Below are 25,594 nucleotides of genomic sequence, written 5' to 3'. Positions count from 1 at the left end.
CGTGCCGGAGCTGCCGCACGGCCTCGGCTGGTTCGCCGGGTTCCTGGTGGCCGCGGTCTATGGGCTGGTCGGCGCCGTGGTGCCGGTGGCCAACGCCGAGGCGTACGCCCTCGCCGCCGGGGCGCTGCAACCGGCCGGCTCGGTGGCCGCGATCATCGGGCTGACACTCGGCCAGGGCATCGGGAAGATGCTGATGTTCTGGGGGATGCGACGAGGCAAGGACCTGCCGTTCTTCCATCCGCGTCCCGTCCGACCCCGATCCGGCGCCCGGGAGGCCGAGCTGGGGCTGCTGCGACGGTGGTGGTCCCGGACGATCCGGGTGTCACTGCGGCTCGTCGGCGATACGCGGGCCGGGCTGCCGCTTGTCTTCGTCGCGGCCATCGTGGGATTCCCGCCGCTCTACCCCGTGGTCCTCGTCGCGGGCGCGTCACCGATCCCGGCGTGGAGCTTCGGGCTGGTGATGTCGCTGGGGCGCGGCATCCGTTTCGCACTGCTGGCCTGGGGCGGCACGAGCCTGGCCGGCTGGCTGGGCTGAGTCGACTCGACGGGATCACGACTCGTCAGAAGAGCGCGCCCTTGCCGGTCATCATCCAGTAGAAGATCCACCACATCGCGACCACCGCCGCGAGGGCGACGACGAATCCCGCCACGACGACCGCCCGTTGGAGGCGCTTGCGTCGTGTGCTCGGGACCAGGGTCGGCCCCCACTCCCCCAGCCGGGGGCGCACCCGATCGGGGACACCGCCGTGGAGGTCAGGGTCGGAGAAGATGCGTCGTCGGGCCACGACGCCAGCCTAGGCGCCTCATTGGCGGAGTCGGATGGTGCCGTGGTTGGTGACGATGAAGTGTTGGCCGCGGGGGGTGTGCCAGTGCCATTGGCCGGGGACGGGTTGGGTGAGGTGGTAGCCGCCGTGGGTGCGGGCGCGGTGGGCGGTGCGGGAGAGGGGGCCGAGGTTGGGCAGGGCGGTCGGGCCGCCGCGGTCCCAGGGGATGGTGTGGTCGGCGTCGGCGCGGCGGGCGGTGAGGGTGCCGTAGGGGGCGACGTCGACGGGTTGGGTGAGGATGAGTTGTTCGCGCATCCGGTCGGGGACCTCGTAGGCGTCGACGGGCAGGGTGTCGGCGTGGTCGATGACGCGGGTGTAGCGGACCCGGCAGCCCTGGAGGAGGTGGGCCAGGCCGGTGGGGCCGAGGGGTCCGTGGTCCTCGACGCGGGCGAGGGTCGCGTCGGGGGTGGTGTGGACGTAGAGGTGGACCAGCGGGGTCTGGTCGGGGTGGTGGCCGCGGGCGAGCAGGCCCAGCGCGCGGGCGCGGCGGGTGTCGAGGTCGGTGGTGTCGCCGGTCTCGGCGAGGCGGGCGGCCATGACGGCCAGGGTCTGGTCGAGTTGGGCGGCGTCGGTGGTGTCGAGGATCGCGAACATGCCGGTGGCGGCGCCGCTGCCGGGGCGGGGGAAGAGGTCGACGCGGCGCCGGTCGCGGGCGGCGGCGTCCTTCTCGGCGGTGGCGGGGTCGGCGGCGGTGATCTCGCCGTCGAGGAGGCGTTGGGCGCGGGCCCAGGACAGGCCGGGCAGGACGTCACCGATCCGGTCGTCGATCCACAGGGCGGTGCTGGCGGGCAGGTGGTGGCAGCGGCGGGCGACGTGTTGGGCGCGCCAGACGGGTAGGCGGGCGTGGATCATCTGGTTCCACAGGCGGGGGTGGCGCCATTTCAGGTCCAGGGCGTCGCCGATCAGGAGTTTGGCCCGGTCGGGGGCGAGGGCGAGCGCGCCGCCGACCTCGAGGTGGAGGAACTCGGGCACCGCGGGGGTGCCGTCCCCGCCCAGGGGGAGGCGGCGTTCGCGCCCGACGGGCGGGGCGGCCTCGACGAGGTCGGCGACCAGGGCGAGGCGGCGGATGTCGGCGAAGCGGGCGAGGGCCTCGATCTCGGCGAGTTGGCCGATGTGGTCGCAGGGGTCCTCGGGCAGGCCGTAGCCGGCGGTGACCGCGATCGGGTCCCCATCGATGTCCCCGCCCAGGGTGACCATCACGCCGTCGGTGAGCAGGGTGGCACCCTCGGCCACCGGACGCGCCGGCGGCACGGTCGTCATCTCGGGCCAGTCCGGCAGGCCCGGCAGCGGTGGTGCGTTGCCCTCGTCCATGACCCCCACGCTAGAACAGGGGTCAGACACTCATCCGATCGTACGTACGACCGCGACGTCGCCGTCCTACTCGCCGAGCAGCGCCACCGCGGAGGGTCCCTCGTCCAGGAACCGCTGGAAGTCCTGCGCCGCCACGATCGGTCGGCCCAAGGCCCGGGCCTTGTCCGCCTTGGACCCGGCGCCCTCGCCCACCACCACGTAGTCGGTCTTCTTCGACACCGAGCCGGCGGCCTTGGCGCCGCGAACGACGATGGCTTCCTGGGCCTCGTCGCGGCTGTACCCCGGCATGGTCCCGGTGATGACCACCGTCAGTCCGGCCAACGTCTGGGGCACCTGTGGACCGGTCGGCGACGGCTGCCCGTACGTCCCCAGCACGCAGCCGGCGGCCTGCCATTTGCGCACGATGTCGACCCGCCAGTCGGTGTCGAACCAGTCGCGGATCGCGGCGGCGATGGAGGGCCCGATGCCCTCCACGGCGTCGAACTCCTCGTCCGTGGCGTCACGCAGCGCCTCGACGGTCGGGAACGCTGCGGCGATGTCCGGTGCGTTGCCCTTGCCGATGTGGCGGATCGACAACGCGACAAGGAACTTGGCCCAGGGCCGGGTCTTCGCGGTTTCCAGGTTCTCCAGCAACCGCTTGCCGTTCGCCGACAGCACCCGCTCCCCCGCCCCCTGGGCCCGTTCCTTGGCCTTGCTCGCGCGGGTGAAGAAGGACGTCCGCGCCAGGTCGTCGGCCGTCAGGTCGAAGAGGTCCCCCTCATCCTTGAGCAACCCGGCGGCGAGCAGGGCATCGGCGCCCTGCCACCCCAACACCTCGATGTCGAGGGCGTCGCGCGAGGCCAGGTGGAAGAGCCGCTCCCGCAGCTGCGCCGGGCAGGACCGCTGGTTGGGACAGCGGATGTCGGCATCCCCTTCCTTCTCGTACGCCAGGGCGGTGCCGCAGACCGGGCAGTGCGTGGGCATCACGAACGCCCGCTCGGTCCCGTCCCGGAGGTCGGCGACGGGACCGACCACCTCCGGGATCACGTCTCCGGCCTTGCGCAGCACCACGGTGTCGCCGATCAGCACACCCTTGCGGACCACCTCGGTGGCGTTGTGCAGCGTCGCCTGGGCGACGGTGGAGCCGGCGACCACCACCGGTTCCATCACCGCGTAGGGCGTGACGCGACCGGTGCGCCCGACGTTGACCCGGATGTCGAGCAGCTTCGTCGTCACCTCCTCCGGCGGGTACTTGTAGGCGATCGCCCAGCGGGGCGCCCGGGAGGTGAAACCGAGGCGGTCCTGCAGCGCACGTTCGTCGACCTTGACCACGGCGCCGTCGATCTCGTGGACGAAGTCGTGGCGACGCCCGGCGATCTCCTCGACGAACGCCCAGATCTCCTCCTTGGTGTCGACCACGCGGGAGTACTGGCTCACCGGCAGGCCGAAGTCCGCCAGCACCTCGTAGGCGTGGGACTGACGGGCCAGCTCGAGCCGGGTCCCCGGGTCATCGGAGGTGGCACCCCAGCCGTGCGACGTGAACCCCAACCGGCGCGAGGCCGTGACCTGCGGGTCCTTCTGCCGCAGCGATCCGGCCGCGCTGTTGCGGGGATTCGCGAACGGCGCCCGGCCGGCCGCGACGAGTTCCTCGTTGATCCGGGTGAACTGCTCCAGGCTCAGGTAGACCTCCCCACGCACCTCGAGCAGGGCCGGTACGGGGTGACCGGCACGGCTCACCAGGGTGTGCGGGATCGCTTCGATGCGCCGGACATTGGCCGTCACGTCCTCACCGACCCGGCCGTCACCTCGGGTGGCCGCCCGGACCAGGACACCGTTCTCGTAGACCAGGTCGACGGCCAGCCCGTCGATCTTCAGCTCGCAGACGAACGCCCCCTCCCCCGGGCGTCCCCCGAGCCGGTCGTACGTACGGTCGACCCAGGCGAACAACTCCTCCTGGTTGAAGACGTTGTCCAGGCTGGTCATCGGCTGCAGGTGCTGCACGGGTGCGAAGGTCGCCGATGGGGCGGCCCCCACCTGCTGGGTGGGCGAATCGGGAGTCCGCAGCTCCGGGAAACGCTCCTCGAGGCCCTCCAACTCACGCATCAGGGTGTCGAACTCGCCGTCGGAGACGGTCGGCGCGTCGAGCACGTAGTAGCGGTAACGGTGCTCGGTGATCTCGGTCGCCAGGGCGGCGTGTCGTTCCCGGGTCCGTTCATCGGCCCGGGCGGGCTCGACGGTGTCGGGGGCGGCGGGATCCGGGCGCTGTTCGGTCACGAGGCCCAATCTAGTGGGCCCCTACGACGTTTCAGCGGGACAACTCCTCGTCCACGATCCCCGCGGCAGATCCCAGCCGGCGCAGCAGTTGGGTGGCCGGGCGCTCGGTCCAGCCGGCCAGGCCGCAGGCGGGAGTGAGGACGACGCGGTCGGCGATGGCGGGTCCCAGTTCGAGCGGCCGCAGGACGCTCAGAGCCCGTCCGGCCAGCGCATCGGCGGTGGGCAGCGTGTCGACGGGCACCGTCCGGGCGACGCCGAGATGAAGGATCCGGCCACCTTCGAGCAGAGCGGCGATCGCGTCGAGGTCGGCCCTCGCGAGCTGGTCGACGTCCACACCGACACCGCCCACGCCGGCGGCCACCAGGTCGTCGATCCCCGGCCCGGGAGCGCAGGAATGCACCAGCGTCCGGGAGGGGTCGAGCCCGGCCGCCGCGAGTCGATCGACCAGCGGACGCAGGTGCCCGATGATCTCCTGGCTCCCCCAGGCCGGTAGCCGCCTCAGCCCCGAGGCGCTGCGGACACCGCCGGTGCGGATCGACCCCAGCATCGGTTCGTCCCACTGCAGGCTCACCTCCGCGCCCGGCACCCGGCGGGCGACGTCGGCGACGAGGTCGGCCGAGGCCTCGGCCAGCGCATCGCGCAGGTCTCGGGTGGCGCCAGGGTCGGCCAGCGCCGGCCCGCCCCGGGGCAGCTCCACCGCGGCGGCCAGCGTCAGTGGGCCGGTCAGCGTCAGCCGGAGCCCGCCCTCGAATCCCTGGGCCTGCTCCTCCAGCACGTCGAGATCATCACGCAGCAGGGCACGGGCCCGGCGCTGTGCCATCGAGCTTCCCTCGACCAGCCGCCAGCCCGTCGGCTGAAGGTCAGCACCGAGCACCGTCACCGCGCCCAGCGCGCGACCGATCATGTCGGCACCCGGTCCGCGGCCTGGCAGTTCCGGCACGTACGCGGCGCCGGGCAACTCGCCCAGCGTGAGCCGGACGGCGCCCGCCAGGTCGGTCCCCGGCCACGAACCGACCCCGCTGTGCCCGACGCTCACGCCGCGACCCTGCCCGCCGCGTCGATCGTGGCGGAGCCGACCACCCGGTCCCCGTCGTACAGGACGACGGCCTGACCGGGGGCGATGCCGTAGGCGGCCTCGCGCAGGGTGACGACAACCGAGCCCTCGTCGGCCCGCACGGAGCACTCGAGGTGCTCGCCGTGGGCGCGGACCTGGGCACGGGCGTCCCAGTCACCCAGCCGGGCCGGTCCGGCCCAGCTGGGCCGGACGGCGGTGATGGTGTCGACGGCGAGAGCCTCGTGCGGGCCCACGGTGACCCGGTTGTCGACCGGGCTGATGTCGAGGACGTAGCGCGGCCGCCCGTCCGTGGCCGGCATGCCGAGGTGGAGTCCGCGACGCTGGCCGACGGTGAAGCGATGTGCCCCTGATGGTGGCCGACCACGGTGCCGTCCTGCTCGACGATGTCACCGTCGGCGGTCCCCAGCTCCCGGTCGAGGAAGGCGCCGGTGTCGCCGTCGGGGATGAAGCAGATGTCGTGGGAGTCGGGCTTGCTGGCGACCGACAGGCCACGGCGCTGCGCCTCGGCGCGGACCTCCGTCTTGTACGAATCGCCCAGCGGGAACAGGCTGTGCGCGAGCTGGTCGGCGGTCAGCACGCCGAGGACGTACGACTGGTCCTTCGCCGGGTCGACGGCGCGGTGCAACTCGGGGCCGTGCGGACCGTCCAGCAGCCGGGCGTAGTGACCGGTGGCGACCGCGTCGAACCCCAGGGCCGTGCCACGGGCCAGCACGGCCGAGAACTTGATCGATTCGTTGCACCGCAGGCAAGGATTGGGCGTACGCCCGGCGCGGTACTCGGCCAGGAAATCCGCCACGACGTCGGCACGGAACTCCGCGGAGAGGTCCCAGACGTAGAACGGGATGCCGAGACGGTCCGCCGCGCGACGGGCATCGTGGGAGTCCTCCAGCGAGCAGCAGCCCCGGGCGCCGCTACGGAACGACTCGGGATTGCGGGACAGCGCCAGGTGGACGCCCGTGACGTCGTGCCCGGCATCGACCATGCGTGCCGCGGCCACTGCCGAGTCGACACCCCCGGACATCGCCGCCAGGACCTTCATCGCCGGTCTCCTTCCGTGCCGTCGCCGCGTCGTGCCCGACGATCGTAGCTCCCGGCCCCACGGGCGCGGCGCGCCCTGACGAGGGCGTCAGGCAGAGCCGCGAGCAGCCTGTCCACCTCCGCCTCACCGGTGGACGCGCCGAAGGAGAACCGCAGCGAGGACCTGGCCTCGTTCTCCGGCAGGCCCATCGCGAGCAGGACGTGACTGGTGCTGCTCACTCCGGCGGTGCAGGCCGACCCGACCGAGGCATCGATCCCGGCGGCGTCCAGCAGCAGGAGCAGGTCGTCGGCTTCGCAGCCGTCGAACGCGACGTTGAGGATCGCCGGACTCGCCTCAGCGGGCAGGTGCGGCCGGACTCCGGGAAGCCCGGCCAGGCCGGCCAGCAGGCGCGAGCGCAGCGCCTCCCACCGCGACATCCGCACGACCAGGTCCGCGGCAGCCTCCGTCGCTGCCGCCGCGAAGCCGACAGCCAGCAACGGGGCCAGGGTGCCGGAACGTACGCCCCGCTCCTGGCCACCCCGAAGACGATCGGAGCCGGCGAGACTCCGCGCCGCGCCAGGAGCGCCCCGATGCCCACCGGGCCGCCCACCTTGTGGGCCGAGAGTGAGGCGAGGTCGAGCCCGCTGGCGGCGAAGTCGAACGGCACGTGACCGAAAGCCTGGACAGCGTCGGAGTGCGACCACGCACGCACGGTCCGGCACGCCTCGACCAGCACCTCCACCGGCTGCAGGCCACCCGTCTCGTTGTTCACCCACATCAACGAGGCGACAGCGGTCGCGCGGCCCGGCCCGTCCGCCAGCGCCTCCCGCAGCACGTCGGGATCCACGATCCCGTCCGGACGGACCGGCAACCGGGCGACCTCGGCGCCGTCCCGCTCCAGAGCGGGCACCAGATCGTGCAGAGCGTGGTGCTCGATGGCACTGACGACCACGCGCGGACGACCCTCGGGCTCCCCCGGCCCGGCCGCCCGCCGCGCGATCCAGCCGCCGTGCACCGCCAGGTTGTCCGCCTCCGTGCCGCCCGAGGTGAAGATGACCTCGGTCGGATGGGCGCCGACAGCAGCGGCCAACTGTTCGCGGGCATCCTCGAGCACCCGCCGAGCAGCACGGCCGCTGGTGTGCAGGCTGGAGGCATTGCCCACCAGCTCCAGGTGGTGCGACATCGCCGCCGCCGCCGCGGCTGACAGGGGGCTCGTCGCGGCGTGATCGAGGTACGCCCGTGCCGCGTTCGTCGCTGGATGGATCCCGGAAATCACCTCTTTACGGTATCCTTGCCTGGCTTTTGCTCGGCCCCATTCCGTGGCAGTGCAGCACCGGGCAGGGGCCGTGCAGTCGCCCATTCGACCCCGAAGGACGTTCCATGAGTGGCGTCACGCTCACCGCCCCGATCGACTCCAGCGTGCTCGGCGCACGCTTGCTCGGCGGCGGTGCCCGATTCAGCCTCTGGGCGCCCCGTGCCACCCGGGTCGAGCTGGCTCTGGTGGCTCCTGACCGCTCCCAGAAGAACCACGACATGGAGATGAACGAGGACGGTGTGTGGACGGTCTTCGTCCAGGGCGTCCTCGCGGGCCAGCAGTACGGCTACCGGGTGCACGGCGCGTGGTCGCCGCAAACCGGCCAACGCTTCAATCCTGCCAAGCTGCTGCTGGACCCGTACGCCCGGGCGATCACCGGCGGCGTCGACTACTCCGGGCCTATCCTCGACCACACCGCGGAGTCGGACTTCATGCCCGACCCGATGGACTCCTTCGCCTCGGTGCCGCTGAGCGTCGTGGTCGCGGACTCGCCCGCCCCACCCCGATCGCCCGCCGCCGCACGCTGGCGGAGTCGGTCCTCTACGAGGCCCACGTCAAGGGCCTCACCCATCTGCACCCCGCGGTGCCGGAGCACCTGCGCGGCACGTACGCCGGCATCGCCTATCCGGCGGTGATCCAGCACCTGCTGGACATCGGCGTGACGGCGATCGAGCTGCTGCCGGTGCACCACTTCGTCTCCGAGCCCTTCATCATCGGCCGCGGACTGTCCAACTATTGGGGCTACAACACCCTGGGCTACTTCGCCCCGCACGCCGCGTACTGCTCGGTCGGCACGCGCGGCGAACAGGTGGCGGAGTTCAAGACCATGGTCAGCGCGTTGCACGAAGCGGGCATCGAGGTGATCCTCGACGTGGTCTACAACCACACCGGGGAGGGTGGCCACGAGGGGCCGACCCTGGCGTGGCGTGGCATCGACCACGGTGCCTACTACCGCCTGACCTCCGACATGCACAACGACTATGACGTGACCGGCTGCGGCAACTCCGTCGACACCTCCCAGGAGGGCGTGCTGCAGATGATCATGGATTCGTTGCGGTACTGGGTGACCGAGATGGGCGTGGACGGCTTCCGCTTCGACCTGGCCACCGAGCTGATCCGCAACGAGAAGCACTACGTCGTCCAGGACCACCCGTTCAAGAAGCAGATCGCCGCCGATCCGGTGCTGCGCGACATCAAGATGATCGCCGAGCCCTGGGACATGGGCCCGTACGGGTACCAGGTCGGCGCCTGGGGGTCGGGCTGGAGCGAGTGGAACGACCGGTTCCGGGGACACACCCGGGACTTCTGGCGCAACGCGGTGCACGGCGTCCAGGAGCTCGCGACCCGGCTCTCCGGCTCCGGTGAACTCTTCCAGCACTCCGGGCGCCAGCCCGCCGCCTCGGTCAACTTCGTCACCGCGCACGACGGTTTCACCATGCGTGACCTGGTGACGTACGACGTCAAGCACAACAACGCCAACGGCGAGGCGAACCGCGACGGTTCGGACGACAACCGGTCGTGGAACTGTGGCGTCGAGGGTGAGACCGACGACCCCGAGATCGTCTCATTGCGGCACCGTCAGGTGCGCAACATGATGGCCACTCTGCTGGTCGCCACCGGCGTGCCGATGATCACGGCGGGCGACGAGATCGGTCGTACGCAGCTGGGCAACAACAACGCCTACTGCCAGGACTCCCCGATTTCTTGGATCCACTGGGACACCGCCGAGGCCTGGGCCGATGTCCTGGAGGTGACCCGCGTGTTCACCCGGTTGCGGGCCGAGCACCCGGTCCTGCGGCCCCAGGACTGGCGCAACGGCGAGTACGTGATCGACGCCAAGGGCCGGGAGCTGGGCCGCAAGAACCTCGCCTGGTTCGGTGAGGAGGACGTCGAGATGGACAGCGAGGACTGGCGCGACGGCAGCCGCCGGACACTCGGCATGTACGTCTCTGACGCCACCGAGGCCTTCCTGGTCTGGACCCACGGCGGGGACGAACCCGTCGAGGTGCTGCTGCCCGGCGACCCCTGGGCCCTCGGCTACCGAGTGGTCGCCCACACCGGGCTCCCCGACGAGCTGCCCACCGCCAGGGTGCCCGCCGGCACCCGCCTCGAGTTGCCCGGCCGGACCGTCGCGGTCCTGCAGGCCGAGCTCCCGGACGAGGAGTCTGCCGCCCCGGCCCCGGTCGTCCCCACGGCCACGACCGTTCCGCCGGAGCCGACTGCGGGCAGCCAGACACCGCACGGTCCGCGACGCAAGTCGAGCCGCGCCCAGGTGTGACAACGGCTGAGCCTGACAACGCAGGAGGCCGGCACCCCTCGGGGTGTCGGCCTCCTGCGTGGCGAGGAGGGTCGGGTGGTCAGTCCGCCGACACGGTCGCCAGGCCCATCTCGGCGATGGTCGCCAGGCCTTCTCGGCTCGGGACGACACGACAGGTGACACCGACCGACCCGGCGGTCTCCAGACGGACGTCCGCGCCGTAGCGCACCCCGCCGTCGACGGCGTCGCCGGCGCGGGCCGGGTAGGTCACGATGTCGTGTATCTCGTCGTTGTCATCGACCCTGCCCATCACCATCTGCACCTCGACGTCATCGGGCGTCAGCTCACCGAGCCGGACGACCGCGTGCAGCGACACCTGCGAGCCGAGGGCGTGGGAAGCGGAATCGAGTCCTTCGACGCGGGAGACGCTGACCTGGGGCCAGGCGGTGCGGATCCGCTGCTTCCACGCCGCAGTCTCCTGCGCCGTGCGGCCCTCGGCCATCCGCGCAGACGACCGGGCGGTCGGCAGATACATCCGCTCGGTGTATTCACGCACCATCCGCGAGGCGAGGATCTTCGGGGTGAGGCCGGACATGATGTCGCGGATCATGGCGATCCAGGCCGTCGGCATCCCGTTGCTGTCCCGGGTGTAGAAACGGGGGACGATCTCGTTCTCGATGATCTCGTACAGGGCGGCCGCCTCCTGGGCGTCCCGCTGGTCAGCGTTGGCGAGGTTCTCGACCGAGGGGATCTCCCAGCCGAACTTCGGGTCGTACCACTCGTCCCACCAGCCGTCACGCACCGACAGGTTGGCGGCGCCGTTCATCGCCGCCTTCATCCCGGACGTGCCGCAGGCCTCCTGCGGGCGGAGGGGGTTGTTGATCCATACGTCGCATCCTGGGTAGAGCGGGCGAGCGAGCGACATGTCGTAGTCCGGCAGGAACACCAGGCGTTCCCGCACGTCGGCGGCGTCGGCGAAGCGCACCATCTCCTGGATCAGGCCCTTGCCGATGTTGTCGGCGGGGTGGGCCTTGCCGGCGATGACGATCTGGATCGGCCGCTCCGGGTGGTTGAGCAGGCGCTTGAGTCGCTCGGGGTCGCGCAGCATCAGGGTGAGACGTTTGTACGACGCCGCGCGGCGCGCGAAGCCGAAGGTGAGGATGTTCGGGTCCAGCGCCCGCTCGACCCATTCCGTGCTGCCGGACAGGCCCCGGGCCTTGGCTGACGCTGCCAGCCGCTCGCGGGCCATCCGGACCAGTCCGCCACGCATCTGCTGCTTGAGGGCCCAGATGGTGTTGTCGTCCACTCGATCGAGGCCGGACCAGTCGTACCCGTCGATCACGGTGTCGCTGTCGGAGGTGGGCGACTCGAGCAACTCGAGCAGCTCCGGATGGATCCAGGTCTTGTGGTGGACGCCGTTGGTGACCGACGTGATCGGCACCTCGGAGACGTCGAACGATGGCCACAGTCCCTGGAACATCCGCCGCGACACCGCCCCGTGGAGCTCCGACACACCGTTCGCGCGCTGACCGAGGCGGAAGCCGAGGACCGCCATGTTGAACACGCCGCGGTCACCGCCGACGTAGTCCTCGGTGCCGAAGGCCATGATCCGATCCAGCGGCAACGGGGCGAAGGTCCGGAACTGGTCGGCGACCAGGTCTCGAGGGAACCGGTCGATACCGGCCGGCACGGGAGTGTGGGTGGTGAAGAGGGAACCCGCCCGGGTGAGCTCGACCGCGGTGGCGAAGTCGATGCCGTCGTTCATGTACTCGCGGATGCGCTCGAGGCCGAGGAAACCGGCGTGGCCCTCGTTGGCGTGGTAGACGGTGGGCGCGGGGTCCCCGCTGATCCGGCAGTACTCACGCAGGGCCCGGACGCCACCGATGCCGAGGAGCACCTCCTGGGCCAACCGGTGGTCGACGCCACCGCCATAGAGGCGGTCGGTGACAGCCTTGGCGGCCTCGGAGTTGCCGTCGACGAGGGCGTCCAGCATGAGCAGCGGGACGCGGCCCACCTGGGCGACCCAGATCTGGGCCCGGTACTTCTCCTGGCGCAGCGGCACCTCCACGGTGACCGCCTCACCGTTCTCGGTCAGCAACGTGAGCGGGAGGTCGAACGGTGCCAGCAGCGGATAACGCTCCTGCTGCCAGCCCTGGGCATCGAGGTACTGACGGAAGTAGCCGTGCCGGTAGAGCAGGCCGACGCCGATGATCGGGATGCCGGAGTCCGAGGCCGCCTTGAGGTGGTCACCGGCCAGGATCCCCAGGCCGCCCGAGTACTGCGGGAGGACCTCGGAGACGCCGAACTCCGCGGAGAAGTAGGCGATCCGCTCAGGAGCTCCCGGGTGCTGCGCGGCGAAGTCCTGATACCAGCGATCCAGGGTCAGGTAGTCCGTGAGGTCCTGGTAGGCGTGGGCCACCTTGCGGGTGAAACGAGAGTCCTCGGCGAGCGCGGCGAGGCGCCGTGCGTCGATCCGCGACAGCAGCTTGCGCGGGTCCTGCCCGGTCGCCTCCCAGAGTGCCGGGTCCATCGCCCGGAAGAGCTCCTTGGTGGGTTCGTTCCAGTACCAGAGCAGGTTTCGCGCCAGTTCCTCGAGCGGCTGGAGCGGCTCGGGAAGTACCGGGTGAACGGTGAAACGTCGAATGGCTCGCACGACGCCACCCTAGCGAGGGGTCCGGCACGGGATCGAGGCGCGCGACCCTGGTAAAAGGACCACGACGACGCGGCGGTTTCGCGGCTTCCTCCTGTCCCCCGGACTCCTACCCCGCTAGGTTGGTCCCGTGACCCCTCAGCAGCGTTCCGACGAGTCAACCACCTCCACCCCGCCGGCCGTGGACACGACGTCCACGGACCTCACCGCCACGAGCAGGCCCGGCGTGGAGAACCCTGCCCTGGGAACTCCCGCCCCCGCGGCGAGCAAGGCAGCCACTACGCGCAAGGCGACGGCGAAGAAGTCGACCAGCAAGCGGACCACCGCCACGAAGGCGACCACCAGCAAGAAGGCGACCACCGGCAAGAAGGTGGCCGCACCCAGCACCGGCACCGACGCACCCGTGGCTGCCCCGGCGTCGCGTTTCGCCGCTCAGCACAGCCCGGAGGCGTACGCCGCCGACGTCCCGGCCCCGACGCACCCGCGGGCCGACGTGCCGGCCGTCGAGCCGGGGGCGGCCGCGATCGGCGCACGGCTCGGCCGGATCGGCGTCTCGGACGTGTCCCCGGTCCTCGAGGGCGGCGCGTACCCGGCGAAGGCCGTGGTCGGTGAGTCCTTCCCGGTGCGGGCGACCGTGTGGCGTGAGGGCCACGACGCCGTCCGGGCCTCCGTGATCGCGGTCGGACCCGACGGCCAGGAGTTGCGCACGGACATGCGGCCGTGGGGGACTCCGGGTCTGGACGGCTGGGAGGCCTGGGTCACCCTGCCGACGGAGGGCGCCTGGCGCTTCCGGGTCGAGGGCTGGGACGACCCCTGGGGCACCTGGCTGCACAACGCCGAGATCAAGCTGGCCAAGGGCATCGACGTCGACCTCGTCTGCGCCGAGGGGCAGCTGATCCTCGAGGGGGCCGCCCTGCGCGCCGAGCGGGCGTCGCGCCGCGGCGATGCCGCCATCCTCCGCGGCGCCGCGATCGCGCTGCTGGCGGAACGCCCCGCCGAGGAGCTCATCGAGCTGATCGGGAGCAGTGGCGTACGCCGAGCCATGCGGTCCCACGGTCCGCGCCTGCTCGTCTCGCCCTCCCCCGAGTACCCGGTCTGGGTCGATCGGGAACGCGCCCTGTTCTCCTCCTGGTACGAGTTCTTCCCCCGCTCCCAGGGCGCTTACCAGGATGCCGACGGCACCTGGCACTCAGGCACCTTCGCGGCGTCGGAGGAGCGGCTCGAGGACGCGGCGGCGATGGGCTTCGACGTCGTCTACCTGCCCCCGATCCACCCGGTCGGCACCGCGTTCCGCAAGGGCCGTAACAACACCCTCACACCCGAGCCGGGCGACCCCGGGTCGGTCTGGGCGGTGGGCGGCGAGGCCGGTGGCCACGACGCCATCCACCCCGATCTCGGCACCTTCGAGGACTTCGACCGGTTCGTGGCGAGGGCACGTGAGCTCGGCCTCGAGGTCGCTCTCGACCTTGCCCTCCAGGCCTCGCCCGACCACCCCTGGGTCAAGGAGCACCCGGAGTGGTTCACCGAGCGTGTCGACGGCACCATCGCCTACGCCGAGAACCCCCGAAGAAGTACCAGGACATCTACCCGATCAACTTCGACCGTGATCCGGAAGGGATCTACGCCGAGGTGCTGCGGATCGTCCGGCTGTGGATCTCCCACGGCGTGACGATCTTCCGGGTCGACAACCCGCACACCAAGCCGCTCAACTTCTGGGCCTGGCTCCTGGCCGAGGTCCGGCGGACCAATCCGGAGGTGATCTTCCTCGCCGAGGCCTTCACGCGCCCGGCCATGCTGCAGTCCCTCGGCCGGGTCGGCTTCCACCAGAGCTACACGTACTTCACCTGGCGCACCGAGCGCTGGGAGATCGAGGAGTACGTCAAGGAGTTGGCGTACGACACGGCGAGCTGGGTGCGTCCCAACTTCTTCGTCAACACGCCGGACATCCTGCACGCCTACCTGCAGTACGGCGGGCCGGCGGCGTTCACCGTGCGGGCCGTGCTGGCCGCCACCACCTCCCCGAGCTGGGGCATGTACTCCGGCTACGAGCTTTTCGAGCACGAGGCCGTACGCCCCGGTTCCGAGGAGTACCTGAACTCCGAGAAGTACGAGTACCGGCCCCGCGACTACCATCAGCAGCCCAACCTGAAGATGCTGATCGGCAAGCTCAACGGGGCACGTCGCCAGCACCCGGCACTGCAGCGACTGCGCAATGTCCATTTCCAGAACTCGGAGAACCCCCAGGTCATCGCGTACGTCAAGGAGACCGAGACCGCCGACGGGCGCGACGCCGTGATCGTCGCGGTGAACCTGGACTCGCAGCACACCCAGGAGTCCACGATCCACCTCGACATGGGGATCTTCGGGCTGGCGGAGGGTGACAAGCTCCGCGTCCGCGACGAGCTGACCGGCCAGGAATACGACTGGGGGGCTCACGACTTCGTCCGGTTGACGCCCCAGCAGCCGGCCCATGTGCTGGCGGTGATCTCGGCCGAACCGCAGCTGGACTGATAGGGAACGATGAAGGCGGCAGGTGACACGCAGTGGTTCCGCACTGCGGTGTTCTACGAGGTGATGATCCGCAATTTCTCTGATTCCGACGGTGACGGGATCGGAGATCTTGCGGGTCTCGCCGAGCGACTCGACTATCTGCAGTGGCTGGGGATCGACTGCCTCTGGCTGCCACCGTTCTTCCCGTCCCCGTTGGCGGACGGTGGCTACGACATCCAGGACTACCGCGACGTGATGTCGGAGCTCGGCTCGCTGGAGGATTTCCGGGGCTTCGTGGCGCAGGCCCACGAGCGCGGCATCCGGATCATCATCGACTTCGTGATGAACCACACCTCGGATCGCCATCCGTGGTTCCAGGAGTCCCGCCGCGACCCCGAGGGGCCGTACGGCGACTACTACGTCTGGCGGGACGAGCCCGACGAGTATCTCGACGCGCGGATCATCTTCCTCGACACCGAGGAGTCGAACTGGACCTATGACGAGGTCCGCGGCCAGTACTTCTGGCATCGCTTCTACGGCCACCAGCCTGACCTCAACTTCGAGAACCCCCGGGTGCTCGACGAGATGCTCTCAGCGCTGCGTTTCTGGGCGGACATGGGCATCGACGGTTTCCGTCTCGACGCCGTGCCCTACCTCGTCGAGAGCGACGGGACCAACTGCGAGAACCTGCCCGGCACGCACGACATCCTGAAGATCGTCCGCAAGGAACTGGACGACCACTACCCCGGGACCCTGCTGCTGTGTGAGGCGAACCAGTGGCCCCACGACGTCGTCGAGTACTTCGGCGACGGGGACGAATGCCAGATGGCCTTCCACTTCCCGGTGATGCCCAGGCTCTACATGGGCCTGCGGCGGGCCGACCGCACCTGCATCTCCGAGATCCTCGCGGACACGCCCGACATCCCCGACGGCTGCCAATGGGGCACGTTCCTGCGCAACCACGACGAACTCACCCTCGAGATGGTGTCCGAGGAGGAGCGCGAGTACATGTGGGCGGAGTACGCACCCGATCCACGGATGCGCTGCAACCTCGGGATCCGCCGACGACTCGCCCCCCTCGTGGACGGCGACCATGCCCGGGTCCGCCTGTTGCACGCCCTTCTGCTCGCCCTGCCGGGATCCCCGTGTCTCTACTACGGCGACGAGATCGGGATGGGCGACAACATCTGGCTCCACGACCGCGACGGCGTACGGACGCCGATGCAGTGGCGGGATGCCTCGAGTGCCGGCTTCTCCTCGGCCGCCGAGCACGACCTCTACCTGCCGGTGATCGTCGACCCCGAGTACGACCGGTCGCTGGTGAACGTCGAGGCCCAGATGATGGATCCTGGCTCATTGCTCCAGTGGGTGCGCGCGATGTTGGTCATCCGCCGGGCCCACCCGGTATTCGGCACGGGTGACTTCACCGACCTCGGCGGGGAGAACACGGCGGTGTTCGCCTTTCTACGCCACGATGCCGACGAGACGATCCTCTGCCTCAACAACCTCTCGGCCGAGCCGCAGGAGGTTTCCTTGGACCTGTCCGCCTACCGAGGCAGGAGGCCGCGACGACTGGCCCGCGACGAGGTCCACCCTTCCATCGGCGACGAGCCGTACACGCTGCACCTTCCGGGTCACGGCTTCTCCTGGCTCGTGCTGGAAGAGGAGGCGACCATGGCCTCGCGGTCGAGCGGCCCGGACGCCACGGTGACGCCCGATCGCCGTACGGATGGGGAGTACACGCGGCATGATCGACTTCACGAGGTGCGGCTCCACGAGGAAGCGTCGAGGAGGTAGGACGTGGCCGAAGCGTTCGCTGAGCTCGCCACCCGGGTCTTCGCCACCGCGCGGTGGTTCGCCGGGAAGGGCCGACCGTTACAGGTGGTGCGGGTCATCCCCCTGCCGTGGTTCACCCATCCGGACGAACCGGGCACCGGTGGCCTTGTCGGCATTCGTCCGGTGCTGGTCGTCGTCGCCCACGACGACGTGGTGCCCCGGGCGACGGACACCTACCAGTTCCTGCTGGCGGTGCGCCGGCCAGGCGAGGCGCCCCCCGCGGGCTCGTACGGTTCCGTCCAGGACGCCGCGGTGACCGGGACGCGGGACCTTGCCGACGTCGCGGACGCCACCCGTGATCCCGAGGCGATGACCGCCGTGCTGGCAGCGCTCGCGGATCGACAGGACCCGCATCCGTCCGCCGAGGGCGCTGTCCACCACCATCTGGTGGTTCCGCTGCCCGACGCCGATCTCACCCCCCGGCCCTTCTCCGGGGAGCAGTCCAACACCTCGGTCTTCTACGGGCAGGCGCTGATCCTCAAGGTCTTCCGTCGACTCGAGATCGGTCGCAACCTCGACATCGCCGTGCACGAGGCTCTGGGTCACGAAGGGATCGGCGGTATCGCAACCCTCTACGGCTGGACCGAGGCACGGTGGAGCGACGGTGAGGACGTGCTCGGGGCCGACCTCGCCATGCTGACCGAATGTTTCCGCGACGCCCGCGACGGCTGGGGCCTGGCCCTCGAGGCCTGTGCGGCGGGACAGGACTTCTCCGCCGAGGCCGAAGCGCTCGGGCGTACGTTGCGGTCGGTCCACGAAGGCCTGGCGAGACGGTTCCCCCGCGACGTCCTCGACGGAGGTCCCCTCGCCGAGGTGATGATGGAGCGGCTCGACGCGGCCTGTGCCGCCGCCCCCGCCCTCGTCCCGTACGCCGACGCGCTGCGGGGGGTGTTCACCGCGCTCGAGGGTCACCCGGTGTCGGTGCAACACGTCCACGGCGACTTCCATCTCGGGCAGGTGCTGGCCACGTCCGACGGCTGGCGGGTGATCGACTTCGAGGGCGAGCCGCTGAAGTCCCTCGCCGAGCGGTGGGCGCCCGACTCCCCGTGGCGCGACGTCGCGGGCATGCTGCGCTCCTTCGACTACGCGGCGGCTTCCTCGCCCACCAGCAGCGCGACGCCACGCGCCACCGCCCAGTGGCGGCAACGATGCCGTACCGGTTTCCTGTCCGGCTACGGGGCATTCCCCCCGACGGCCTCGGATCTGGCAGTCTTACGCGCGTACGAAGCGGACAAAGCCGTCTATGAAGTCGTCTATGAGGTCCGCAACCGTCCCGACTGGGTGGGTATCCCACTCGGAGCGGTCGCTGTCATCGCCTCACCGTCGCCGGACACCAGCGACGGGCAGTCACCGATCCCTGAGGAGAAGTAGGACATGCACGATTACTTTGGAGGGCTGACAGGCTGGGACCTGGAGGGGTTCCACCAGGGCGGCGACACCGAATTGTGGCGTCGTCTGGGAGCCCACCTCTGCACCGTTGAGGATGATGAGCGCGGGACCCTGCACGGCACGCGGTTCGCGGTCTGGGCGCCCAACGCTCGCGAGGTGCATGTCATCGGTGACTGGAACCACTGGCAGGGCCAACCGATGAAGCTCATCCCGGGATCCGGCTGTTGGGGTATTTTCGTCGAGGGGATCGGTGAGGGAGCGCTCTACAAGTTCCGAATCCTCGGTGGTGACGGGCAGTGGCACGAGAAGGCCGACCCGATGGCCCGTAAGGCCGAGGGCCCGCCGAACACGGCCTCCATCGTCGCCGTGGACAACTACCCCTGGCACGACCAGGGCTGGATGGAGAGGCGCGCACAGACCGAGCTGTGGAAGTCGCCGATGAGCGTCTACGAGGTGCACCTCGGCTCGTGGAGGCCCGGCAAGACCTACCAGGAGCTCGCCGAGGACCTGGTCGAGTACGTCAAGTGGCAGGGCTACACCCACGTCGAGTTCATGCCGATCGCCCAGCACCCGTTCTCGGGCTCATGGGGCTACCAGGTCACCGGCTACTTCGCCCCGATGTCGAAGTACGGCAGCCCGGACGACCTGCGCTTCCTGATCGACCGGCTGCACCAGGCCGGCATCGGCGTGCTCGTGGACTGGGTGCCGGGGCACTTCCCCAAGGACGAGTGGGCATTGGGACGTTTCGACGGCACAGCGCTGTACGAGCACGCCGACCCGCGCCTCGGCGAACACCCGGACTGGGGTACGTACATCTTCAACTTCGGACGCAACGAGGTGAAGAGCTTCCTGGTCTCCAACGCGCTCTACTGGCTCAGCGAGTTCCACGTGGACGGCCTGCGGGTCGACGCCGTCGCCTCGATGCTCTATCTGGACTACTCCCGTGAGGACGGGCAGTGGATCCCCAACCAGTACGGCGGCAACGAGAACCTCGAGGCCATCGACTTCCTGCGCTACGTCAACCGGCACCTCTACGAGCGCCAGCCGGGCTGCGTGCTGATCGCCGAGGAGTCGACCTCGTTCCCCGGCATCACCAAGCCCGTCGACCAGGGGGGTCTGGGCTTCGGGTTCAAGTGGAACATGGGTTGGATGAACGACACCCTGCGCTACGTCGAGCATGAGCCGATCCATCGCCAGTACCACCACAACAACATGACCTTCGCGATGGTCTACCAGTACTCAGAGAACTTCGTCCTGCCCATCAGTCACGACGAGGTCGTGCACGGCAAGGGCTCGATGTTCGGCAAGATCCCGGGCGACGACTGGCAGAAGTTCGCGACCTTGCGCGCCTACTACGCGTTCATGTGGGCCCACCCGGGCAAGCAACTCCTGTTCCAGGGCTGCGAGATCGCACAACGTGGCGAGTTCAACGACAGGCAGGGCGTCGACTGGTTGGCGCAGCCGCACTGGGGCCATCACGGCGTCCAGGAGTTGGTCAAGGACCTGAACGCCATCTACAAGGCGACCCCGGCTCTCTGGGAGCTCGACCAGGACCCGTCCGGCTTCCGCTGGATCAATGCCGATGACGCCGCGGCGAACGTCTTCAGCTTCCTGCGCTTCGATGCCGACGGGAACGCCCTCGCGGCGGTGCTCAACTTCTCGCCGGTGCCGCACACCAACTACCGCATCGGGCTGCCGATGCCGGGCACCTGGAAGGAGGTCCTCAACACCGACGCTCCCGCCTACGACGGGACCGGTGAATGGGGCAACCTCGGCGAGGTACACACCGAGGAGATCTCCAACAACGGGCTGCGCCAGAGCGCCTCGGTCGTGGTGCCGCCCCTCGGTGCCGTCTGGTTCACCCACCAGGCCGAGAACGTCATCAAGGCCTGACGAAACCCGCGCCTGACGAAACCCCGCCAGACGAAAGCCACGAAGGCCGCCCATCCCCTCAGGGACGGGCGGCCTCCGTCATGGGCCGGGCCGGCTCAGAACAACGCGTTGGCCAGGTCCCGGCGGGCCTTGGTCACGGTCGGATCGGCGGGGTCCACCGTCTCGAACAGGTCCAGCAGCCGACGGCGCAACGGCTCGCGGTCGTCGCCGTAGGTGGTCCTGATCAGCCGGATGATGAGGTCGAAGGCTTCGGCGGCCCGGCCCTGCACCATCGCCAGGTCCGCGGCGGCCAGCACCGTCTCGGGATCGCGGGGCGCAGCGGCCAGCTGCGCGGTGACGGCTTCCGGGTCGACCTGCTCGGCGCGGGCCCACAGCCCGGCCTGCGCCTTGCCGATCCGGGCCTCGGAGTCGGCGGGGTTGGCCCGCAGCAACGCGTCGAAGGCCTCTTCGGCCGCGGCGAAGTCACCGCGACCCATCGCCTCGTCGGCCTCGCTGTAGCGGGCGTCGCGGGCCGGCACCTCCGCGGCGTCCTCGGCCACCACGATCGGCTCTGCCCGGCCGGCGACCCCGTTCGCCAGGGCGGCCTGCAGCAGCTGGTCGATCACCGAGGCGACATCGTCGTGCGGCAGCACCCCTTGGAAGAGCGGCACCGCCTGACCGGAGAGCAGGCCCATCACGGTCGGGACGGCCTGGATCTGGAGGGCGGCCGCGATCTGCGGATGTGCGTCGCAGTCGACCCGCGCCAGCAGCCACCGGCCCTCGGCGGCGTTGGCGAGTCCGGCCAGGTCCGCGGACAACTGGTCCGCACCCTGGGCCCGGGCGGATGTGAGTTCAAGGACGACCGGGTACTGCAGGGAGCGGCGGATGGTGGCTTCCAGCGTGGTTTCGTCGACCTCCACCACCCACGTGTTCCGGGTCCCACGGCGGCCCCCTGGGGCGGGGGTCTGCGGCGGCAGCGCGGACAGGTCGACGGCACCAGGTCGGTTGAAGGTGGGATTCGTCATCGCTTCGTGGTTCTCCTCGTCATCCGCCGCATGATTGGCCGTGTCCTCGGGCGTCGCGCCCTCGAGTCACCGGCGTCCCGCGATACGCCGGGTCGCCTGCCGGCCTAAGCCTACTAGGGGCATGATGAACCCATGGCTCACGAACGCGCTGGTCAGCCGGCTCTGCCGGAAGACCTCATCAATGTCGACGACGTCCTCTCCGCCTACGACACCATCGTTCCCGACCCGGAGAATCCCGATCAGCAGGTCGTCTTCGGGACCTCAGGTCACCGCGGATCGAGCCTCGACGGGGCGTTCAACGACGCCCACATCGCCGCCATCACCCAGGCGATCGTCGAGTACCGCACCGACCAGGGGTTCACCGGACCGCTCTACCTCGGCAAGGACACCCACGCCCTCTCGCTGCCCGCCTGGCGCACGGCGATCGAGGTCCTGGTGGCCAACGGGGTCGACGTTCGCGCCGAGCGCGAGGACGAGTACACCCCGACGCCGGCCCTGTCGCGCGCGATCGTGGTCCACAATCGGGACAAGGCGCAGTCCGCACCGCTTGCGGACGGCATCGTCGTCACCCCGTCGCACAACCCGCCGCGTGACGGCGGTTTCAAGTACAACCCGCCGCACGGCGGTCCGGCCGACACCGATGCGACCTCCGTCATCGCGGCCCGGGCGAACGCCCTGATCGCCGACCCGGCACCGATCAAGCGGATGCCGTACGAACAGGCCGCGCCTCAGGTGACCCGTTTCGACTACCGCACGCCGTACTGCCAGGACCTGGCCAACATCATCGATCTGGACGCCATCCGCAAGGCCGGCGTCCGCATCGGTGCCGACCCGATGGGCGGCGCCTCGGTGCAGTACTGGGAGTACATCGCCGAGAACCTCGGTCTCGACCTGACCGTCGTCAACCCCCGGGTCGACCCCACCTGGCGGTTCATGACACTGGACACCGACGGCAAGATCCGGATGGACTGCTCCTCGCCCAACGCGATGGCGTCCCTGATCGGCAACCGGGACCGGTACGACCTGTCCACCGGCAACGACGCGGATGCCGACCGGCACGGCATCGTCACCCCCGACGCCGGCCTGATGAACCCCAACGCGTACCTCTCCGTGGCCATCCAGTACCTCTACACGCATCGCCCCCAGTGGCCGGCTGACTGCGGGATCGGCAAGACGCTGGTGTCCTCGTCGATGATCGACCGGGTGGCGGAGGACATCGGGCGCACGCTGGTGGAGGTGCCCGTCGGGTTCAAGTGGTTCGTCCCCGGCCTGGGCGACGGCTCGGTGGGCTTCGGCGGCGAGGAATCCGCGGGCGCCTCCTTCCTGACCCTGGACGGCAGCACCTGGACCACCGACAAGGACGGCATCCTGCTCGACCTGCTCGCCAGCGAGATCCTCGCCGTCACCGGCCGGACCCCCTCCGAGCTGTACGCGGACCTGGTGGCGCGGCACGGGCAGCCCTTCTACGCTCGTACGGACGCCGACGCCACCCGCGAGCAGAAGGCCCGGCTCAAGGCCCTCAGCCCGGCCGACGTCACGGCGGACACCCTTGCCGGGGAGCCGATCACGGCCATCCTCACCGAGGCACCCGGCAACGGGGCAGCCATCGGGGGCCTCAAGGTGACCACGGCGCACGCGTGGTTCGCCGCCCGTCCCTCCGGCACCGAGGACAAGTACAAGATCTACGCCGAGTCCATGATCAGCGAGGAGCACCTGCGCCAGGTCCAGCAGGAGGCCCAGGCACTCGTCTCCGCGGTGCTGTCGGCCTGATCAGCCAGCCGTCCGGTGGCCGACCCCGAGGGGTCGGCCACCGGCGTCTTCCCACCGGGGTGTACTCCCGGTGAGTCGCCTCCGTCCGGGTCGCGTTCGTCCCTGCAGCCCCGTTCATGGTAGGAACGGACGCATGGTGCACATGCCCGGCGCGGGGCCTGTCGGGCCCGGTCGCCGCCGTGGCCTGCCGTCCCATGACCCGCTCCCCCGAACCTGGGGCGACCTCCACGCCCGACTGTGGTGGTACGCCGTCCGCAGGGCCGTCGACAGCGTCCTCCGGCTGCAGTGCGTCGACCTCGCCGCCGCCCTCACCTTCTATGCCGTGCTCGCCGTCGTCCCGGCGTTCATGGTCGTGGTCGACCTCGTCAGTTTCGTCGGCATGGACGAGCGCACGGTCGACCTCATCCTCTACGTGCTCTCGGCCGTCGCCCCGGGCGGGGTCGCGGTGGCCCTCGACGCACCCCTGCGCGGGTTCGCGCACTCCGGACTGCCCCCGCTGACCCTGGTGATCTTCGTGCTCTTCACGGTGACGACGGCGAGCCTGTATCTGGGAGCACTGGCCCGGATGCTCAACCGCGTCTACGAGGTGATGGAGGGCCGGCCGCTGCTGATCCTGCCGCCGATCCAGTACCTCACCACCCTGGCCCTCGCGATGGCCGCGGCCCTGATGGCCGTGCTGCTGATCGCCGGGCCCAGCGCGGTCGGGGTCGTCGGAGGCCTGCTGGGTATCCCGGACATGCTGCTGCACGTCTGGAACGCCCTACGGTGGCCGGCACTGGTGCTCGTGTCCCTGTTCGCGGCGACGATCGTCTATCGGACGGCGCCGAACGTCCGCCACGAGAGCACTCGCTGGATCGTTCCCGGCGCCGTCCTGGCCGTCGGCCTCGGCGCCGCCGCCTCATGGCTGCTCACGATCTACGCCGCACGGGCCTACGTCCGGCTCGACCTCAACTACGGCACCCTGTCCGGGATCATCGTGACGCTGATGTGGCTGTGGGTGTGCAACCTCGCCCTGGTCATCGGGGGGGTCCTCAACGCCGAACTGGCTCGGGCACGGCGACTCGCGGCGGGCCTGCCGGCGGAGGACGACCAACTCACCCCGCCGCTGGACACCCGCCGTTCATCCGCGTTCTCGGCGAGGCGGCGGAGCCTCGTCCTCGAGGGACGTCGGCATCGGCTCACCGGCCGACGCTGAGCGTCCGGGGGCGAGGGTGGATCAGGTGCCGTCGTCCTCGTCGGAGACCGCGACCTTGAAGTCCTTGCGGAGGCCGGAGCGCTGGATCACCCGCTGAATGGTGAGGTCGCGCTCGTCCGGGCGCCCGACGTAGCGGATGTCGCGCAGGCCCTGGTCCTGCGCCGCCGACTCGAAGGTGAAGTGGCCGTACCCGAGGATCCGTCCGAGCATCGGCTTGTGCACACTGATGTCCAGGATCCGCGACATCGGGACGGTCGCCAATTGCTGGTTGAACACCCCGTGGACCCGGAAGACCCGCATGTTCGTGATGACGAAACGGTCCATGAATTCCGACTGGATCCGGTACAGGCCGTACCCCACGGGGACGAGCCCGAGGGCCAGGAAGAACCACCAGAACTCCCCGACGAACGGGATCGAGAGGATGATGATCACCCCGAGCAGCACGTATGCCACCGGCTTCACCATCACCGCCCAATGGTGCATGACCTCATCGATGACGACCTCACCCTCGTCGGAGATGAGGTGGTCATCGATGTGCGGGTCGAGCACCCGATCCAGCAGCCCGCCCCCGCGCCTCCCAGGACCGCGCATCACCGGTCCCGATCAGCCGTGGGCCAGGGCCGTGAAGAACCTGCCGATGGAGCCGAACAGGCCGAAGAACCCGCGGACCGCGCCGGCGGCCCCCTCGGGATTGGTGAACAGGTAGAACACCGCGAATGCGATGACCAGGACCAGAAGGGCCTTCCTCACCCAACTCAGCACGCCGACCTCCGAACGGGACAAGGACATGGACCGTTCCTTTTCTACCGCAGGTCCCTGCCACCCTCTGCACGACGCGCCGGTGCGGTATAGAATCCCCCGTTTCACAGTTGCGGGAGGCTTCTCGACCGGCAACGTCACTGGTAACATTTTGATCAACGCACAGACGTGGCATCCGTGCATCGCCTGGAGTCCGTAAGAACGGGGGTGACATCATGACAATGACAGCACCGATCCGGCCACACGTCCGCTCGCGTCGTCCCGCGCCGCCACCCAGCGCGTGGGACCGTCTCGTAGAGCAGCGCCTTTCCTTCGAGGCCACACAGCAGGGCCTCCGCCTGACCAAGACCTGCGTCTCCACAGTCGCCGCACCGTACTTCCTGTACAACACGCGGACCAACCATCTCCTCCCGACCTCCGAGGGAGGAATGACGCTGGACCAGGTGGCCCGCTACCTGTTCCGCTGAGCCCGTCCCCCCAGCCGCCGCCCCGATCCCCCACACCGAGAGCGCGCTGCTTCGGCAGCCGACTCGGTGTGGTGTGCTGTTCGGGCCA

Annotated in this window: 17 protein-coding genes and 4 pseudogenes; 10 read left to right on the top strand and 11 right to left on the bottom strand. The window is 69.9% G+C overall.

What is annotated here, in order from left to right:
- The first annotated feature begins 1 nt into the window (after position 1).
- Complete coding sequence (locus tag Rai3103_RS13400; RefSeq protein ID WP_153573008.1) at positions 2-535, top strand: hypothetical protein; 534 nt, start codon at positions 2-4, stop codon at positions 533-535.
- A gap of 25 nt (positions 536-560) precedes the next feature.
- Here the strand turns inward: Rai3103_RS13400 and Rai3103_RS13395 are convergent, their stop codons facing one another.
- The 7 genes and pseudogenes from Rai3103_RS13395 to Rai3103_RS18790 all read right to left on the bottom strand — a co-directional run.
- Entirely contained in the window at positions 561-785 is a 225-nt protein-coding gene (locus tag Rai3103_RS13395) for a hypothetical protein (RefSeq protein WP_153573007.1), read from the bottom strand.
- A gap of 18 nt (positions 786-803) precedes the next feature.
- Complete coding sequence (locus tag Rai3103_RS13390) at positions 804-2,135, bottom strand: 13E12 repeat family protein (protein ID WP_153573006.1); 1,332 nt, start codon at positions 2,133-2,135, stop codon at positions 804-806.
- Between the two features lie 66 nt (positions 2,136-2,201).
- A complete protein-coding gene (ligA, locus tag Rai3103_RS13385) occupies positions 2,202-4,388 on the bottom strand; it encodes an NAD-dependent DNA ligase LigA (protein WP_228488916.1) in 2,187 nt (728 codons plus the stop codon).
- A 31-nt stretch (positions 4,389-4,419) separates the two neighbouring features.
- Complete coding sequence (locus Rai3103_RS13380) at positions 4,420-5,424, bottom strand: uroporphyrinogen decarboxylase/cobalamine-independent methonine synthase family protein (protein ID WP_153573004.1); 1,005 nt, start codon at positions 5,422-5,424, stop codon at positions 4,420-4,422.
- Positions 5,421-6,484: pseudogene (mnmA, locus tag Rai3103_RS13375) on the bottom strand (tRNA 2-thiouridine(34) synthase MnmA). The gene Rai3103_RS13380 and the pseudogene mnmA overlap by 4 nt, the downstream one beginning before the upstream one ends.
- A gap of 14 nt (positions 6,485-6,498) precedes the next feature.
- Entirely contained in the window at positions 6,499-7,185 is a 687-nt protein-coding gene (locus Rai3103_RS18795) for an aminotransferase class V-fold PLP-dependent enzyme (protein ID WP_338420111.1), read from the bottom strand.
- Positions 7,107-7,664 (bottom strand): annotated as a pseudogene (locus Rai3103_RS18790) (cysteine desulfurase family protein); the annotation flags it as partial. The gene Rai3103_RS18795 and the pseudogene Rai3103_RS18790, both read right to left, overlap by 79 nt.
- Positions 7,665-7,861: 197 nt before the next feature.
- Between Rai3103_RS18790 and glgX the strand changes: the two are divergent.
- Positions 7,862-10,074: pseudogene (gene glgX / locus Rai3103_RS13365) on the top strand (glycogen debranching protein GlgX).
- A 79-nt stretch (positions 10,075-10,153) separates the two neighbouring features.
- Here glgX and glgP read toward each other — a convergent pair.
- Positions 10,154-12,706 (bottom strand): alpha-glucan family phosphorylase, encoded by a 2,553-nt coding sequence (gene glgP, locus Rai3103_RS13360; protein WP_153573003.1) that lies wholly within the window; start codon positions 12,704-12,706, stop codon positions 10,154-10,156.
- Between the two features lie 127 nt (positions 12,707-12,833).
- On the opposite strand from glgP, the gene Rai3103_RS19105 reads away from it, so the two are divergent.
- The 5 genes and pseudogenes from Rai3103_RS19105 (at position 12,834) to glgB (ending at position 20,311) form a co-directional block, all read left to right on the top strand.
- The gene (locus Rai3103_RS19105; RefSeq protein ID WP_422396009.1) at positions 12,834-14,372 is read left to right on the top strand and encodes a maltotransferase domain-containing protein; all 1,539 of its coding nucleotides are present in this window, start codon (positions 12,834-12,836) and stop codon (positions 14,370-14,372) included.
- A complete protein-coding gene (locus Rai3103_RS19100) occupies positions 14,333-15,214 on the top strand; it encodes an alpha-amylase family protein (RefSeq protein WP_422396008.1) in 882 nt (293 codons plus the stop codon). Before Rai3103_RS19105 ends, Rai3103_RS19100 begins: the two co-directional genes overlap by 40 nt.
- A gap of 9 nt (positions 15,215-15,223) precedes the next feature.
- A pseudogene (gene treS, locus Rai3103_RS13350) lies at positions 15,224-16,852 on the top strand (maltose alpha-D-glucosyltransferase); the annotation flags it as partial.
- Positions 16,853-16,993: 141 nt separating this feature from the next.
- The gene (locus Rai3103_RS13345; RefSeq protein WP_153573001.1) at positions 16,994-18,400 is read left to right on the top strand and encodes a maltokinase N-terminal cap-like domain-containing protein; all 1,407 of its coding nucleotides are present in this window, start codon (positions 16,994-16,996) and stop codon (positions 18,398-18,400) included.
- A 3-nt stretch (positions 18,401-18,403) separates the two neighbouring features.
- A complete protein-coding gene (gene glgB, locus Rai3103_RS13340; protein ID WP_153573000.1) occupies positions 18,404-20,311 on the top strand; it encodes a 1,4-alpha-glucan branching protein GlgB in 1,908 nt (635 codons plus the stop codon).
- Positions 20,312-20,406: 95 nt separating this feature from the next.
- Here glgB and Rai3103_RS13335 read toward each other — a convergent pair whose 3' ends face one another.
- On the bottom strand, positions 20,407-21,315 hold the full coding sequence (locus Rai3103_RS13335; RefSeq protein WP_153572999.1) for a tetratricopeptide repeat protein: 909 nt from the start codon (positions 21,313-21,315) through the stop codon (positions 20,407-20,409).
- A 132-nt stretch (positions 21,316-21,447) separates the two neighbouring features.
- On the opposite strand from Rai3103_RS13335, the gene pgm reads away from it, so the two are divergent.
- Together pgm and Rai3103_RS13325 are read left to right on the top strand one after the other, a co-directional pair.
- Positions 21,448-23,085, top strand: a complete 1,638-nt coding sequence (gene pgm, locus Rai3103_RS13330) for a phosphoglucomutase (alpha-D-glucose-1,6-bisphosphate-dependent) (RefSeq protein ID WP_153572998.1) — start codon at positions 21,448-21,450, stop codon at positions 23,083-23,085.
- A gap of 133 nt (positions 23,086-23,218) precedes the next feature.
- Positions 23,219-24,280: a YihY/virulence factor BrkB family protein gene (locus Rai3103_RS13325; protein WP_153572997.1), complete on the top strand. Its 1,062-nt coding sequence runs from the start codon at positions 23,219-23,221 to the stop codon at positions 24,278-24,280.
- 21 nt (positions 24,281-24,301) lie between these two features.
- Here Rai3103_RS13325 and Rai3103_RS13320 read toward each other — a convergent pair whose 3' ends face one another.
- Both Rai3103_RS13320 and Rai3103_RS13315 read right to left on the bottom strand, forming a co-directional pair.
- The gene (locus Rai3103_RS13320) at positions 24,302-24,871 is read right to left on the bottom strand and encodes a PH domain-containing protein (protein ID WP_153572996.1); all 570 of its coding nucleotides are present in this window, start codon (positions 24,869-24,871) and stop codon (positions 24,302-24,304) included.
- Positions 24,872-24,883: 12 nt separating this feature from the next.
- Positions 24,884-25,069: a hypothetical protein gene (locus Rai3103_RS13315; protein WP_153572995.1), complete on the bottom strand. Its 186-nt coding sequence runs from the start codon at positions 25,067-25,069 to the stop codon at positions 24,884-24,886.
- A gap of 191 nt (positions 25,070-25,260) precedes the next feature.
- Here Rai3103_RS13315 and Rai3103_RS13310 point away from each other — a divergent pair, with 191 nt between their 5' ends.
- The gene (locus tag Rai3103_RS13310) at positions 25,261-25,506 is read left to right on the top strand and encodes a hypothetical protein (protein ID WP_153572994.1); all 246 of its coding nucleotides are present in this window, start codon (positions 25,261-25,263) and stop codon (positions 25,504-25,506) included.
- Positions 25,507-25,594 lie beyond the last annotated feature (88 nt).

It is taken from the genome of Raineyella fluvialis, assembly GCF_009646095.1.
Classification (GTDB): domain Bacteria; phylum Actinomycetota; class Actinomycetes; order Propionibacteriales; family Propionibacteriaceae; genus Raineyella; species Raineyella fluvialis.
The sequence above is the reverse complement of the archived record's forward strand: the minus strand, read 5'-3'. Positions and strand labels throughout refer to the sequence as shown.